Below are 15,425 nucleotides of genomic sequence, written 5' to 3'. Positions count from 1 at the left end.
CCTTCCGGTAGACCAGAACTGGATCTCACGGGAGGCACCACGTGGCGGCGGAGCAGGGGTGGGCGCGGCGGCTGTCCGGTTACGCCTGGCGGTACCGGCGCAATGTGGTGCTCGCCCTGGGGTCCTCGCTGGCCGGCATGGCCGTCATGGCCCTCGTCCCGCTGATCACCAAGGTCGTCATCGACGATGTCATCGGCGACCATTCGAAGTCCCTCGGCGTCTGGACCGGGCTGCTGATAGCCGCCGCGCTCGTCGTCTACGCCTTCACCTATGTCCGCCGCTACTACGGCGGACGCCTTGCCCTCGACGTCCAGCACGATCTGCGGACCGAGATGTACGGGACGATCACCCGCCTCGACGGCCGGCGCCAGGACGAGCTGTCCACCGGCCAGGTCGTGGGCCGCGCCACCAGCGACCTTCAGCTCATCCAGGGCCTGCTCTTCATGCTCCCGATGACCATCGGGAACATCCTGCTCTTCCTGATCTCGCTGGTGATCATGGCGTGGCTGTCGCTGCCGCTCACCCTGATCGCCCTTGCCGTCGCTCCCGCCCTCTGGTTCATCGCCAAGCGCAGCCGTACCAGGCTGCACCCCGCCACCTGGTACGCGCAGAGCCAGGCGGCTGCCGTCGCGGGCGTCGTCGACGGCGCCGTCTCCGGCGTACGCGTGGTCAAGGGCTTCGGCCAGGAGGACCAGGAGACCGGCAAACTGCGTGACGTCGGACGCAAGCTCTTCGCGGGCCGGCTGCGCACCATCCGGCTGAACTCGAAGTACACCCCGGCCCTCCAGGCGGTCCCCGCGCTCGGCCAGGTCGCGATGCTGGCGCTCGGCGGCTGGCTGGCCACCCGTGGCCAGATCACCCTCGGTACCTTCGTCGCCTTTTCCGCCTATCTCGCACAGCTCGTCGGCCCGGTCCGGATGCTCGCCGTGGTGCTGACCGTCGGACAGCAGGCGCGGGCCGGTGTGGAGCGCGTACTGGAGCTGATCGACACCGAACCGACGATGCAGGACGGTACGAAGGAGCTTCCCGCGGACGCGCCCGCGACCGTCGAGTTCGACGACGTCACCTTCGGCTACGACGAAGGCCGTCCGGTTCTCGACGGCTTCTCGCTGGAGATCCAGCCGGGCGAGACCGTCGCCGTCGTCGGCTCCTCCGGCAGCGGCAAGTCCACCGTCTCGCTGCTGCTGCCCCGCTTCTACGACGTGACGCACGGCGCCGTCCTCGTCGGCGGCCACGATGTGCGCGAACTGACCCTCGACTCGCTGCGCGCCGCCATCGGACTCGTACCGGAGGACAGCTTCCTCTTCTCCGAGACCGTGCGCACGAACATCGCGTACGGAAAGCCCGACGCGACCGACGAGGAGATCGGGACCGCGGCGCGCGCCGCACAGGCCGACCGTTTCATCGCCGAGCTCCCGGACGGCTACGACACCAAGGTCGGCGAGCACGGGCTCACCCTCTCCGGCGGCCAGCGCCAGCGCATCGCGCTCGCCCGCGCGATACTCACCGACCCGCGGCTGCTCCTTCTCGACGACGCCACCTCCGCCGTCGACGCCCGCGTCGAGCACGAGATCCACGAGGCGCTCAAGCAGGTCATGGCGGGCCGTACGACCTTGCTGATCGCCCACCGCCGCTCGACCCTCGGACTCGCGGACCGTATCGCCGTGCTGGACGGCGGCCGGCTCGCCGACATCGGCACGCACGAGGAGCTGACACGGCGCTCGGCCCTGTACCGGCGGCTGCTGACCGACCCGGACGAGCTCGGTGGCGTATCGCCGGGACACCGCCCGCTGCTGGATGCGGAACCGCAGGAGGACCACACCGTACGGGACGAGCTCGACGCCGAGTTCGACGTCGAGCGCGGCCTCACGCCCAGGCTCTGGGTACGGGAGGAGAATGCCGAGGAGTCCGCGGCCCCCGGTGCCACTCCCGAACTCCTGGCCCAGGTCGAGGCGCTGCCGCCGGCCACCGACACACCCGACATCGACGAGGCACACGCCGTCCGCCCCGAGCAGGCGTACGGGCTGCGCCGGCTGCTGAGCGGGTTCGGGCTGCCGCTGCTGGTCAGCCTGGTGCTGGTCGCGGTCGACGCGGGCATGAGCCTGGTGCTTCCGATACTTATCCGGCACGGCATCGACCAGGGCGTCACTCAGCTCGCGCTCGGCGCGGTCTGGGCGGCCTCCGCGCTCGCGCTGGTGACGGTCGTCGTGCAGTGGACCGCGCAGATCGGCGAGACCCGGATGACGGGCCGCACCGGCGAACGCGTCCTCTACTCCCTGCGCCTGAAGATCTTCGCGCAGCTCCAGCGGCTCGGACTCGATTACTACGAGCGCGAGTTGACCGGCCGGATCATGACCCGGATGACGACGGACGTGGACGCCCTGTCCACGTTCCTGCAGACCGGTCTGGTCACCGCGTTCGTCTCGGTCGTCACCTTCTTCGGCATCATGGTCGCGCTTGTTTTCCTCGACCTGGAGCTGGCGCTGGTGGTCTTCGCGACCCTGCCGGTCCTGATCGTCGGCACCTTCTTCTTCCGCCGCAAGAGCGTGCAGGCGTACGAGCTGGCCCGTGAGCGCATCAGTGTCGTCAATGGCGACCTGCAGGAGTCCGTGTCCGGGCTGCGGATCGTCCAGGCGTTCCGGCGCGAGCGCGACGGCGGGGACCGGTTCGCCGCCCGCAGTGACAGTTACCGCCGGGCCCGGGTGCGCGGCCAGTGGCTGATCTCCGTCTACTTCCCCTTCGTGCAGCTGCTCTCGTCGGTGGCCGCGGCCGCCGTGCTGATCGTGGGCGCGGGCCGGGTCGAGGCGGGCACCCTCACCGCCGGCGCGCTGGTGGCGTACCTCCTCTACATCGATCTGTTCTTCGCGCCCGTGCAGCAGCTGTCCCAGGTCTTCGACGGCTACCAGCAGGCCACGGTCTCGCTCGGCCGCATCCAGGAACTGCTCCAGGAGCCGACCTCGACCGCCGCGGCGAAGGAGCCCCTGAAGGTGCTGTCGCTGCGCGGCGAGATCGCCTTCGAGAACGTGGACTTCGCGTACGGCTCCGCCGACGCGCCCGAGGAGGCTCTCACCGGCATTGACCTGCGTATCCCGGCCGGGCAGACCGTCGCCTTCGTCGGCGAAACCGGCGCGGGCAAGTCGACGCTGGTGAAGCTGGTCGCACGGTTCTACGACCCGACGAGCGGCAAGGTCACGGCCGACGGCACGGACCTGCGAGACCTCGACCTCACCGCGTACCGGCACCGGCTCGGCGTCGTCCCGCAGGAGGCGTACCTCTTCGCGGGCACGGTCCGGGACGCCATCGCGTACGGCCGTCCCGGCGCGAGCGATGCCGAGGTGGAGGCCGCGGCCCGGGCCGTCGGCGCCCACGACATGATCGCCACCCTCGACGGCGGCTACCTCCACGAAGTCTCCGAGCGTGGCCGCAACCTCTCGGCGGGCCAGCGCCAGCTGATCGCCCTGGCCCGTGCCGAGCTCGTCGACCCGGACATCCTGCTGCTCGACGAGGCGACCGCGGCCCTGGACCTGGCCACCGAGTCCCAGGTCAACCAGGCGACGGACCGTCTCACCGGACGCCGCACCACCCTGGTCGTCGCCCACCGGCTGACCACCGCCGCCCGCGCTGACCGGGTGATAGTGATGGACGGCGGCCGGGCGGTCGAGGACGGCACCCATGACGAACTGCTGGCGCTGGGCGGCACTTACGCGACGCTGTGGCGGACCTTCATAGGGGAGGACGAGCCCGCGGCGGTGTAACGGGCTCACGGGCGTCGCAACCATTCCGAGCCCATGTGCGTCGTACGCATGTACGGGACCGTGGCGAGGGAGACAAGAGTGTTGACTGGGGCGGGGAACAGTAGGCTCGGGCGGCTGCTCGCGCAGTGCCTCGCCGTGCTCATGGCGGTTGTGGCTCTCACTCTGGCAGGCCCTGGCGCCCAGCGTGCCGACGCCGCCGTCTCCGCGTGTGCCGGACGGCCGCAGAAGACCGTCAAGTTCGCCACCGGCGAGCTGCGCATATACAAGAACCGGCACTACGCCTGCGCCGTCACCATCGCCGGCAGGCCCGGCGCGAGGCGGGCCATGTCGGTCTCCCTCCAGGCGCGCGGCGGCCGCGCCGCCGTGGACAAGGGCCTCTTCACGCGCCAGGCGGGGCCCGTCACCGTGCACGCACTCAACCGCTGTGTGCGGGCCACCGGCGCCATCGCCGGCACCTCCCGCTCGACCGGCTGGGTCCTCTGCTGACGGGTCATCACGCCGGCTGCGGGACGCCCTCGCACCCGCCGCTGACGGACCATCGCGCCGACCGCTGACGCACCATCGCGCCGACCGCTCACCGACAGCGCGCCCAACTGGGGCTGGCGGGCCGGGCATTGCCACCGCTAGGTTCACCGCGACCACAGGTGAATCAAGGGGAGGGTGAATGCGCAAGGCGCTCAGATGGCTGCTGTCGCTCGTGGTGCTCATTGGCACCATGAGCGCGGCCGGTGCGACGGCCGGGGCGGCTACCGCCGCAGAGCCGACGGCCGGCACGGACATCAAGGACCGGATCCTGGCGATACCGGGCATGAGTCTCATCGAGGAGAAGCCGTACCCGGGCTACCGGTACTTCGTCCTCAACTTCACACAGCCGGTCGATCACCGGCACCCGAACAAGGGCACCTTCAAGCAGCGGATCACCTTGCTGCACAAGGACACCAACCGTCCCACTGTCTTCTTCACCTCCGGCTACAACGTGAGCACCACGCCGCGCCGCAGTGAGCCGACAGCCATCATCGACGGCAACCAGGTGTCCCTGGAGTACCGTTTCTTCACGCCGTCCCGGCCCGACCCGGCCAACTGGTCCAAGCTGGACATCTGGCAGGCCGCCAGCGATCAGCACCGTGTCTTCACGGCGCTGAAGAAGATCTACGCCAAGAACTGGCTCACCACCGGCGGCTCCAAGGGCGGTATGACCGCCACCTACTTCGAGCGCTTCTACCCTGCCGACATGGACGGCGTCGTCGCCTATGTCGCGCCCAACGACGTGGTGAACAAAGAGGACTCGGCGTACGACCGCTTCTTCGAGCAGGTCGGCACCAAGGAGTGCCGCGACAAGCTGAACGCGGTGCAGCGCGAGGCGCTGGTGCGCCGTGCGCCGCTGGAGGCCAAGTACCGGGACGCCGCGGCCACCGAGGGCTACACGTTCAAGACGATCGGCAGCCTCGACAGGGCGTACGAGGCCGTGGTCCTCGACTACGTCTGGGGCTTCTGGCAGTACAGCCTGCTCGCCGACTGCGAGTCGATCCCGGTCGCTGCCACCGCCACCGATCAGGAGATCTACGACTCCGTCGACGCGATCTCCGGCTTCTCCTTCTACACGGACCAGGGCCTGGAGACGTACACGCCGTACTACTACCAGGCAGGCACCGAGCTGGGCTCGCCCGACATCAAGCAGCCCCATCTCAAGGGGCTGAGCCGGTACGGGTACCAGCCGCCGCGGAACTTTGTGCCGCGTGACATCCCGATGCGTTTCAAGCCGTGGGTGATGAAGGACGTCGACACGTGGGTCAGGCACAACGCCCACCACATGATGTTCGTCTACGGCGGGAACGACCCGTGGGGCGGCGAGCGGTTCCGTCTCGGCAAGGGCGCGCGTGACAGCTATGTGTACACCGCGCCCGGCGCCAACCACGGCGCCAACGTCGCGGGCCTCGTGCCGGATCAGAAGGCGGCCGCCACCGCCGCGATCCTGAAGTGGGCGGGCGTCGCACCGGCCGCCGTCCAGGACGACCCGGCCAAGGCGAAGCCGCTGACCAGGTATGACGCGAAGCTCGACAAGCGGGACATCGAGCGTGAGCCGGCGCTGAGGCCGTAACCGCGCCTCTGCCGACGTGGGCTGTGCCCGCCGTGTGTGGTCCTCACACGCGGCGGGCGCAGCCCACCGGCCTTTCTCCGCCCAACTGCACGTAGAGCGCCGTCGACGGCGGGCACTGCGACCTGTGGACCACCGCGGACGCCACCTCGAACTCCGGGGCCCGCGTGCCGGATCCGTCGCACGCCGTCTCCTTCACCTGGCCGTTGCTCGCGTCGCGGACGCAGTCGCCGACGACGGTGTGCGGACCGCCGCCCCCGCCGGGGTCGCCGGGATGCGGCGGCTCCAGATTGCGCATACAGGCGTAGCCCTGTCCCACCTCGCCGTCGCCGTCCTCGTCGGCCGCCGGGCGGCTCTCGGAGATGTGCAGCACGAAGTCGGTGGCGACCGGGCAGGCGGGGCCGGCCGAAGGCCTCCCGCCGTACCGGGCGATCACCCGGGCCGCCGCCTTCTCGCTGGTGCAGGGGACTTCACTGAAGTCGCGGCCGCGCGAGCCGCAGTCGCCGGGGCCAAGAAAGACCAGGCCGTATCCGTACGGTGTGACGGTGGGGCTGCCGATACCGGTGCCGCCGGCCGGACGTGTGCCTCCCGCGGCCTGCCGGCAGGCGGCAGTGAGCGCCACCGCCAGTACCAGGACCAGCATCGGCGCCAGGGTTTTCACCGTCCCCGCGGACCGCCGCTTCGTGCTCATGTGCAACCCCCCACCCCACCGGCCCTCGTGCTCCTGGCCGGTCCCCGACCAGCGTGACCCGCCGAGGCGGGCGCACGCCAGACGCACGGGGTGCTTCGGGACAATTGGGGGGAGTGCGACGGGGGTGCGCGGCCGTCCGTGTACGACAGCCGTACGTCAGTCGTACGTCAGCCCGTATCTGATCGGGTAGAGCACGCGGGACGGATCGTCCGCCCGCTGTACGGGTACGGGCAGCCGCCCCCCGGGATCGGCCCGCCCCGCGATCACCCGTGCCGCGGCCCGCAGTTCGACATCGGTCCAGGAGTACGCGGCAAGCGCGGCACGGGCGCCGCCGAGCTGGGCGATGTCGTAGGGATTGCGGACGGCGAGGACGATGACCGGGACGCCGGTCGCGATGAGCCTGGCCACCAGGGTGCGCTGGCTGCTGGTCGCCGAGACGTTGTACGTACCGACGATCACGGCGTCCTTGCCACCGGCCGCCGCCACCGCCTCGTCGATCTTCGCCGCGGTCGGGGTGATACCGGTGGACAGCGCGGTGGCACTGAAGCCCAGTTCGGTGAAGGAGTTCGTCAGGACGGTGGTCGGTGGTCCGGTCGTGCCGGTGGGCGAGGCGGGGTCGGCGCCGACGATCAGGAGGTTGCCGTGTCCGCGCCGGCTCAGTGGCAGCAGCCCGCCCTCGTTGACGAGGAGGGTGGTCGTCCGCTCGGCGATCCGGTCGGCGGCGGCGAGGTGCGCGCGGGTGCCGACAGTACGGTCCACCCCCCGCTGGGAGACGAACGGGTGGCGGAACAGCCCCAGCTTCTCCTTGAGCAGGAGGATGCGGAGGATCGATTCCTCGATGCGTGCCACGCTGATCTCGCCGCTCTTGACGGCGCTGAGGACACCGTTCCAGGCGACGGCCAGATCCGGCGGATTGAGCAGCTGGTCAACGCCGGCCGCGAGTGCGAGCACCGGCACCCGGTGGTCGCCGTACTTGTCCCGTACGCCCTGCATATTGAGTGCGTCGGTGACGACCACGCCGTCGTAGCCGAGCTCTTCGCGCAGGATGCCGGTGAGGATGGGGCGGGAGAGCGTGGCCGGGTCGTTGCTCGGGTCCAGCGCCGGGAACTGGATGTGCGCCGTCATGATCGAGTCGATGCCGGCGGCGATCGCCGCCCGGAACGGCGGAGCGTCCGTCTCCTCCCACTGCGCGCGGGTGTGCGTGATGACAGGGATGCCCGTATGACTGTCGACGGTGGTGTCGCCGTGCCCCGGGAAGTGCTTCGATGTCGCGGCGATGCCGGCGCTCTGGTAGCCGCGGACCTGGGCGGCGACCAGACCGGCGACGGCGCGCGGGTCGGCGCCGAAGGACCGTACGCCGATGACCGGGTTGGCGGGGTTGATGTTGACGTCGGCGACCGGAGCGTAGTTCTGGACGATGCCCACGGCGGCCAGTTCGGCCCCCGCGATCTGCGCGGCGGTACGGGCGGCGGACCGTGATCCGCCCGCGCCCAGCGCCATCGCACCCGGCATCAGGGTGGCGGGCCTGCCCACGCGAGCCACGATGCCGTGTTCCTGGTCGGTGGAGATCAGCAGCGGTACGGGTGTGGGCTGCGCGAGCCCGGCCCGCTGGATGCCGTTGGACAGGTCGGCGATCTGGTGCGGGTCACGGGTGTTGTGCGCCCAGATGAAGTAGATGATGCCGCCGACGTGGTACTTGGTGACCAGCTCGGCGGCGGAACGTACGCCCATCTCCGCGATGTTCAGCTCGATGTCGGCCTGATCGGGGGCGGTGGCGGAGTGCCCGTACACCCGCATCACGAAGAGCTGGCCGATCTTCTCCTCGAGGCTCATCCGGGCGATGAGCCGCTTGAGGTGGTAGGTGGGGCGGGCGGCGGGGGCGGCGGCGACGGTACTCGCCGCCAGGGCGGTCGTGGCGCTTGCGGCGGTCGCGGCGGTCGCGGTGAGGAGAGTGCGTCTGGAAAGGCTCCGGTCGTGCATGGGTGCTCCTTCCGGCCTTGCTCGACAAGGGAGTTGAAGGAAACTTCCAAGGATTCACGGATAGCCGGAAAGTTACTGCCAGGTCAAGGGTGTGGCAACAGAAAGGACGCGCGGCGCGCGAAAGGTCACCGGGACGGGGGTCCGCCACCGGCGCTGTCGGAGGGGGGCGCACCGGTGGCGGTGTGCTGCCGGCCGCAGGCGGCTGGAGAGGGGTGGTCGGCGATCGCAGCCAGCAGCGAGGGCCGATACCGCTCTGCGGAGACTCACCAGCAGTACGGCCCGTTAGACGGGCGGGGGTGGGTAGGGGTTCCGGCGAATCGGTGATTCGGCGGAAATGGTGCGGGAGGTGTCGCGGGGGCACGTTTCGCGCGGCGCGTGGCGTGGGGGCGGGGTGCCTTGCGGGGTGCGGGTTCCCTGGCGGGGGGGCCGTGGCCCCCGGGGTGCGGGTTCCCTGCCGGGTGCGTGGGCGTGCCCTGGTCCCGGGGTGTGGTGCTTTGCGGGGTGCGGGATGCGGGGCTTGAGTGCGGGTGCCTTGCGGGGGGCGGGTTTTGGGTGCTTGGGCGTGTCCGGTCTTGGGCGGGTGGCCGTCCGGGGTCCGCTCCGGGGCTCGTGTCCGGGACTGCTTTCCTCACCGCGCTTCGCGCGAGTTGCGACGCTTTACGTCCCGGACACGACCCCTGCGCGTCCCCCTGCCAGGGTGCAAGGGCGGGGGCCCTCGGGTGCCCGCACCCGAGCGGTGCGAAGGGCCGCGGCCCGGAGCCGGTGGCCGTAGGTGGGTGAGGCGGCGCTGTCGCCGGAACGTCCCGCCGTCGCGGCGCGAAGCCAACTTCCGGCCTGCGGCGGAGCACAGCCGGCGCACCCCACGAGGTTGAAGGCCCCAGGCCGTCGCACCGCGGCGTGAAGCTGCCGCTCCGGGGGCGTGGGGGCGTCAGCCCCGGGGGGTCTGGGGGCACCGCCCACAGTTTCGGGAAGGGGCGGGGTGGGGGAAACTCCACGCCCCGTCACCGCGTCGCGACCACCCAGCGCCGCTGGAGCGCCTCCACCGTTGCCGTGATCGCGGGGCGACGCGCCGCGCCCGTGCGCCACAGGGCGTACAGGCGACGCTTCGGCACCGGGTCCAGGCTGACCGCCCGCACCCCCGCCGGCAGCGCTCCGCGGCCGAGGCGCGGGATCATCGCGATGCCAAGGCCTGCCGCGACCAGTGCGAGCTGGGTGTGGTACTCCTCGGCCCGGTGGGCCAGATCGGGCTCGCAGCCCGACGCCCGGAGCGTACGGACCAGCCAGTCGTGGCAGACCGTGCCGGGCGGCTGGCAGATCCAGCGCTCGCCGGCCAGCTCCTCGCGGCGCACGGACGCGCGCCCCGCCAGCGCATGCTCCTCCGGCACCAGCAGATCGCACAGGTCATCGCCGATCACCGCCTGCTCCACCCCTTCCGGCGCGGGCAGTGGTGCGATGTCCCAGTCGTGTGCGACAGCGACGTCGATCATGCCGCGGGCCACCAGGTCGATGGAGAGATGCGGGTCGACCTCGGTCATCCGGGCGTCGAGTCCGGGGTGCTCGCGGCCCAGCTCGGCGAGCACTCCCGGCAGCAGACCGCGGGCGGCGGTGGCGAAGGCGCCGATGGCGAGCCGCCCCGTCGGCCGCCCCCTGCGCTCCTCCAGTGTGGTCTCCGCGCGCTCGACGATCGCTAGCAACTTCTGTGCGGTGGCCGCCAGATGACGTGCGTCGTCGGTGAGCGCCACTCCCCGGCCCTGCCGTTCCAGCAGAGTCGTGCGCGTCTCCCGCTCCAACTTGGTGATCTGCTGCGACACGGCGGACGGGGTGTACCCGAGGGCGATCGCCGCAGCGGCCACGGAACCGTGCACGGATACGGCGTGCAGCGCGCGCAGTCGTCCCAGATCGAGCATGACCGCTCTCCCTTTCGTCGGAGCCTCAGCAGGCATTCGTAAGCAACGCTCAATTCCACCATGAAGAAACCATCGCTGGTGCTAAACGGTCAAGACCGGTGATCCTCGATCCATGCGTCCCGCACACATGGCACTCGCCGTCCTGGTCACCGCGGTCTGGGGAGTGAACTTCGTCGTCATCGAGCTCGGGCTCGGCCACTTCCCGCCCCTGCTCTTCTCCGCCCTCCGCTTCCTGGTCGCGGCGTTGCCGGCGGTCTTCTTCGTGGGACGCCCGAAGGTCGCCTGGAAATGGGTGGTCGGCGTCGGACTGGCCCTGGGTGTCGCCAAGTTCGGGCTGCTCTTCATCGGGATGGACCGGGGTATGCCGGCCGGCCTGTCCTCGCTCGTCCTGCAGATCCAGGCCGTCTTCACGGCGGTCTTCGCCGCCGTCGTCCTCGGTGAACGCCCGGGCAGGACAAAGGTGCTGGGTATGAGCGTTGCCCTGTCCGGTATCGCCGTCGCGGCGGTCGACGAAGGCGCCTCGGGACCCGTCCTCGCCTTCGTGCTCGTCATCGCGGCCGCCGCCTGCTGGGGCGTGTCCAACGTGCTGACCCGCAAAGCGTCCCCGCCGGACGCGCTGAACTTCATGATCTGGGTGTCCACCGTGCCCGTACTGCCGCTCCTCGCGCTCTCGCTGCTCTTCGAAGGCCCGACGGCCGATCTGGACGCGTTGCGTTCGCTGGACTGGAGCGGGGCGGGAACCATCGTCTACGTCGCCTGGGGCGCCACGGTCTTCGGCTTCGGCGCCTGGGGCTTCCTGTTGCGCCGCTACCCCGCCTCGTCCGTCGCGCCCTTCTCGCTGCTGGTGCCGGTCTTCGGCATGTCCTCCGCGGCGCTGCTGCTGGACGAGCCGGTGAGCCCGCTGCGCTGGGGCGCGGCGGTCCTGCTGGTCGGCGGGGTGGCGCTGACCTCGCTGGGCGGCCGCCGCGCCCCTGCCACCCCGCGGGCGGAACTGCCGGAGCGGACCCGTGCGCTGGAGCCCTCCTGAAGCGCGAGGCTCGCCCGCGGGGAGCCGGCCCGCGAGCACGCTTCGTCAGGCCAGGTTCTCCAGATACTCCCGCCCGGGCGCCAGCAGCCGCGGCAGCTCCGCCGCCTGCGGATGCCAGCGCTTCTCGTACTCCCAGCACAGCCATGTCTCCTCGGTGAGCGTAGCCAGGCATTCGGCGAGCGGCAGCACGCCGGTGCCGAGCGCGACCGGCGTGTGGTCCTCGGCCGACGCGACGTCCTTGACCTGCACATAGCCGAGGAACGGGGCGAGCGCGGCATGCGTCGTGGCCGGGTCCTCACCGGCGAGCCAGGGGTGCAGTACGTCCCAGAGCGCGCCCGCGTGCTTATGCCCGACCGGCCCCAGGAGGCGGGACACGGCGGCGCCGGTGCGGTGCGAGTCGTGGGTCTCCAGCAGGATCCGTACGCCCAGGCCCGCCGCGGTCTCCGCGGCCGCGCCCAGCCGGCGGGCGGCGGTGGCGTCGGCGACGGCCGGGTCCTGGTCGCCGCCGCCGGGGAAGACGCGTACGTACGGTGCTCCCAAGTCCCTGGCCAGCCGGAGCAGTTCGTCGATCTCCTCGCTCACCCGCTCGTCGTCCGCCGCCGCGACGCGCGCGTATCCGCAGACGGTCAGGATCTCCACGCCCGCCCGCTCGAACTCCCCGGCCACGGCGGCCCGTTCCCGCACGGGGATGCCGGGATGTACCGGCTCCTCGGGGTGGGCGCGCAGCTCCACCCCCTGGTATCCGGTGTCGGCGGCGAGCTGCACCACGTCGGGGATGGGCATGCCGGGCACACCGAGCGTCGAGAAGGCATACCTCACTTGATCGTTCCTTCCTGAAGGGGCAGCCGCCAGTCCTGGCCGACCAGATCCGCGCCGTACGAACGGTGCGGCTTCTCGGCGACGAGGGTGAACCCCTCCCGCTGGTAGATCCGGCGGGCCCCGGCCAGTACGTCGTTGGTCCACAGCACCAGTTCCCGGTACCCCACGTCGCGCGCGAAGTCCACGACGCAGCGGACCAGCTGATCGCCGATGCCATGACCACGGGCCTCCGGCTCGACGAGCAGGAGCCGCAGCCGGGCGGTGGCGGGCGCGTCGTCCCGTACGCACATGACCGAGCCCACCGGACGCCCGTCCAGCTCGGCGATCCACACCCGCTCCAGATGGGGATCGTGGTCCTGTGCGAAGTCCGCGACGATCCGGGCGACGAGGCCCTCGAAGTCGGCGTTCCAGCCGTACTCGGCGGCGTACAGCGCGCCGTGCCGCTGCACGATCCAGCCGAGGTCGCCGGGACCCGGCTCGCGCAGCACCGGGCCCTCGCGGTGCGCGGGCCGGCCGCGGCCGAGGATCTCGCGTACGGTCCGCATCGCCCCGGCCAGCCGCGGCCGCTCGTCCGACGGCACCTTGGAGAGCATCGCCCCCACGGCCTCCCGCGACCGCTCGTCGAGGAGGGCCGCGGCCTCTCGCCCGCGGGCGGTGAGGGTTATCCGCTGCCGCCGCGGATCGAGATCGGAAGGCGCCCGCACGACCAGCCCGTTCCGCTCGAACTTGGCCAGCAGCCGGCTCAAGTAGCCAGCGTCGAGCGAGAGTTCGGCGCGCAGATCGGCGGCGTCGGTACGGGGGCTGTGGGCGAGTTCGTACAGCACACGCGATTCGGTCAGCGTGTACGGGGTGTAGAGGTGCTTGCTGTAGTCGAGCGCGCCGATGAGGTTGGTGTAGAAGCGGTTGAAGGCGCGGATTTCATGGATCGGCATGAGCTGCTCCGAGCTATTCCCTTGACTGAGTCAACGGTACGGCGGGGTCCCGGCCCCCGCAAGCGCTGAGCTTCCCCCTCGTCATTCGCGGTCGCGCCGACCGCGCCAGCTGGTGAACAGACCCACGCCCACGCCCGTCACGGCGGCGAAGGCCTCCGGTCCGGTGGCGATATAGACGACCGTCGCCAGGGCGATCAGGCACAGGAGCGCGATCAGGTCGAGAGTGCTGTTGTTGTTCGTCATGGATCCAGTGCACGGGGCCGCCCGGCCGGCCCCACCACGGGACGAACGAACCCGTAGAGAGGCGTACGTGCGGCGGTGTTCGGGCAAGTACGTCGTCGTCCGGGGGCGCGGACCCTAGCCTGGTGCCTGTGGCACAGGGAGATGACGAACTCACTCAGGCGCTGGCCGAACTCGCCCACGACCTCACCGTTCTGCGGATCGAGCACGGCAATCCCTCCCTCCGGTTGATCGAGCGCCACGCGCCGCCGAGCCGTCCGCTGTCGGCATCCGCGGTCAGCGAGGTGCTCACCGGCAAGCGGCTGCCGGGCCTCGACTTCCTGATGGCCCTGGTGCAGACCCTGATCGCCCACGACGGCCGCCGACGCTCCGTCACGCGACAGGATCCGGAGCTCGAAGTATGGCGCTCGCGCTGGCGAGAACTCCAGCTGTTGCAGACCACGAACAAGCGCGCCCAGGGCAGTTCACCGGCCGAGGCCGACGAGACGGACCAGCAGCCGGACCAGGTGGAGCAGCCGGAGCAGCTGGACCGGGCGGACCGGCCGGAGCGGGCAGAGCGGCCAGTAGCGGGTGGAGAGACCGTGAGCGACCCACGAGAAGTGCGCATCTTCGTTGCCATGCCGGGGTCCACGATGGGCGAATCGGCGGCCTGGTCGAGCATCCCGGAGATCAGGAGACGCCTCCTGGAACCCGTCGCCGAGCGCATCGGCGAACACCTGGGGCGCCGCACCGCACTCGTCATCGAGAAGGAGAAGACGGCGACCGGTGCCATCCACCGCTCCATGTTCTCCGAGGCGTTCGACGCCGATGTCTACATCGCCGACCTCAGCGGTGCCAACGCCAACGTCTATCTGGAGCTCGGGGTCCGCTGGGCGCTGCGGGACGGTGTCACCATCCCCATCTGCCAGAACGTGGGCGACGTCAGATTCAACGCCTCCTCGAGCCGGGTCATCCCGTACGGTCCGATGCCGGACGAGCTGGAGGAGTCGATCCGCCAGATCACCGAGGCGGCCGTGGGCGGACTGCGGAGCCCGTCGCGGGTGGACAGCCCGGTCCGCGACGGCGCGGCCTTCATGCTCATCACGCGGGCCGAACACGACTCCCTCCAGGAGGAGATCCGCGGCCTCCGTGAGCAACAGGGTGAGGACCTGATCGGCGCTGCCCTGAAGAGTCCTTCGCGGGCCCGCCGTATCGAACTGCTTCAGCAGGCGGTCTCCCGCAACCCGGCCGGCTGGCGGGCCCACTTCGAGCTGGGCGTGGCGCTGCGCAAGGAGGGTCGGTACGAGGAGGCGGAGGCGCCTTTGAAGGTGTCCGCCCAGCTGAAGGAGGACTTCGCTCCGGCCTGGCGGGAGATCGGCCTCACGCTGAGCAAGAGAGGTACGTCCGACGAGGCGGCCGTCGAGGCGTTCGACCGGGCCGTCGCGCTGGACGACCAGGACTCCGAGACCTGGGCGACGCTCGGCGGCCTCCACCGCAGGCTCGCGCGGAAGGGCGGCACACAAGGGGCCTTCGACACCGCCCTGTTGGAGCGCTCACTCTCCTGCTACCAGAAGGCGAGCAGACTCAGCGGAAACAGCACCTATCCGCTGATGAACGTGGCAAGGATCGAACTCCTCCTGGCGGGGTTGCGCAGGACGGACACCGCCCCCGCGCTCCGACGCTTCGGACAGTTGGAACACCTGGCGCTCTTCGCGGTGCAGGACACCGGATCGAATGACTCGTGGCCACTGTTCGACCTGGCGGACACGCTGCTGCTGACCGGTCGTGGGGCGGAGGGTCTGGCAGCACTGCGCAAGGGCGTCGCGCTGGTCCCGCAGGAAGAGCGCGACGCTGTTCTGAGCTCGGTGATCGAACCCCTTCAGGACGTTCTGTCGGTCGACGGCCTGCTGGCGGCCGACGCGGCCGACGCGGTGCGCCGGGCTGTCGAGGAGTGCTCGCTCGCCATCGATCAGTAGCCCGCGCCTCACCCGGCTCCGGAT

General features: G+C 70.7%; 11 protein-coding genes. 5 read left to right on the top strand and 6 right to left on the bottom strand.

All coding sequences use genetic code 11. The annotated features are described in order from the left end of the window. Window positions 1–41: 41 nt before the first annotated feature. The 3 genes from OG966_RS14480 (at window position 42) to OG966_RS14470 (ending at window position 5,853) form a co-directional block, all read left to right on the top strand. On the top strand, window positions 42–3,755 hold the full coding sequence (locus OG966_RS14480) for an ABC transporter ATP-binding protein (protein WP_326650018.1): 3,714 nt from the start codon (window positions 42–44) through the stop codon (window positions 3,753–3,755). 141 nt (window positions 3,756–3,896) lie between these two features. Continuing rightward, window positions 3,897–4,241, top strand: coding sequence for a hypothetical protein (locus OG966_RS14475; protein WP_326655205.1), 345 nt, complete (start codon window positions 3,897–3,899; stop codon window positions 4,239–4,241). A gap of 178 nt (window positions 4,242–4,419) precedes the next feature. Further along, window positions 4,420–5,853 (top strand): S28 family serine protease, encoded by a 1,434-nt coding sequence (locus OG966_RS14470; RefSeq protein ID WP_326650017.1) that lies wholly within the window; start codon window positions 4,420–4,422, stop codon window positions 5,851–5,853. Between the two features lie 43 nt (window positions 5,854–5,896). On the opposite strand, the gene OG966_RS14465 is transcribed toward OG966_RS14470, so the two are convergent. The 3 genes from OG966_RS14465 to OG966_RS14455 form a co-directional block, all read right to left on the bottom strand. After that, on the bottom strand, window positions 5,897–6,541 hold the full coding sequence (locus OG966_RS14465) for a hypothetical protein (protein WP_326650016.1): 645 nt from the start codon (window positions 6,539–6,541) through the stop codon (window positions 5,897–5,899). Between the two features lie 156 nt (window positions 6,542–6,697). Beyond that, complete coding sequence (locus OG966_RS14460) at window positions 6,698–8,521, bottom strand: glycoside hydrolase family 3 protein (RefSeq protein WP_326650015.1); 1,824 nt, start codon at window positions 8,519–8,521, stop codon at window positions 6,698–6,700. A gap of 1,001 nt (window positions 8,522–9,522) precedes the next feature. After that, window positions 9,523–10,428 carry a LysR family transcriptional regulator gene (locus OG966_RS14455; protein WP_326650014.1) on the bottom strand — a complete coding sequence of 302 codons (906 nt, stop codon included), beginning with the start codon at window positions 10,426–10,428 and terminating at the stop codon, window positions 9,523–9,525. 112 nt (window positions 10,429–10,540) lie between these two features. Here OG966_RS14455 and OG966_RS14450 point away from each other — a divergent pair, with 112 nt between their 5' ends. Next, window positions 10,541–11,455 (top strand): EamA family transporter, encoded by a 915-nt coding sequence (locus OG966_RS14450; protein WP_326650013.1) that lies wholly within the window; start codon window positions 10,541–10,543, stop codon window positions 11,453–11,455. A 45-nt stretch (window positions 11,456–11,500) separates the two neighbouring features. Here OG966_RS14450 and OG966_RS14445 read toward each other — a convergent pair whose 3' ends face one another. From OG966_RS14445 to OG966_RS14435, 3 genes are all read right to left on the bottom strand, one after another. Next, window positions 11,501–12,274: a sugar phosphate isomerase/epimerase family protein gene (locus tag OG966_RS14445; RefSeq protein ID WP_326650012.1), complete on the bottom strand. Its 774-nt coding sequence runs from the start codon at window positions 12,272–12,274 to the stop codon at window positions 11,501–11,503. Continuing rightward, on the bottom strand, window positions 12,271–13,206 hold the full coding sequence (locus tag OG966_RS14440; RefSeq protein ID WP_326650011.1) for a bifunctional helix-turn-helix transcriptional regulator/GNAT family N-acetyltransferase: 936 nt from the start codon (window positions 13,204–13,206) through the stop codon (window positions 12,271–12,273). The genes OG966_RS14445 and OG966_RS14440 overlap by 4 nt, the downstream gene beginning before the upstream one ends. Window positions 13,207–13,287: 81 nt before the next feature. After that, window positions 13,288–13,449, bottom strand: coding sequence for a hypothetical protein (locus tag OG966_RS14435; protein ID WP_326650010.1), 162 nt, complete (start codon window positions 13,447–13,449; stop codon window positions 13,288–13,290). A gap of 128 nt (window positions 13,450–13,577) precedes the next feature. On the opposite strand from OG966_RS14435, the gene OG966_RS14430 reads away from it, so the two are divergent. Beyond that, on the top strand, window positions 13,578–15,401 hold the full coding sequence (locus tag OG966_RS14430; protein WP_326650009.1) for a tetratricopeptide repeat protein: 1,824 nt from the start codon (window positions 13,578–13,580) through the stop codon (window positions 15,399–15,401). The last annotated feature ends 24 nt before the right edge of the window (window positions 15,402–15,425 follow it).

The organism is Streptomyces sp. NBC_01750, assembly GCF_035918095.1.
In the GTDB taxonomy this organism is placed as follows: Bacteria; Actinomycetota; Actinomycetes; order Streptomycetales; family Streptomycetaceae; genus Streptomyces.
This window is presented reverse-complemented; position numbering and strand designations above follow the sequence as displayed.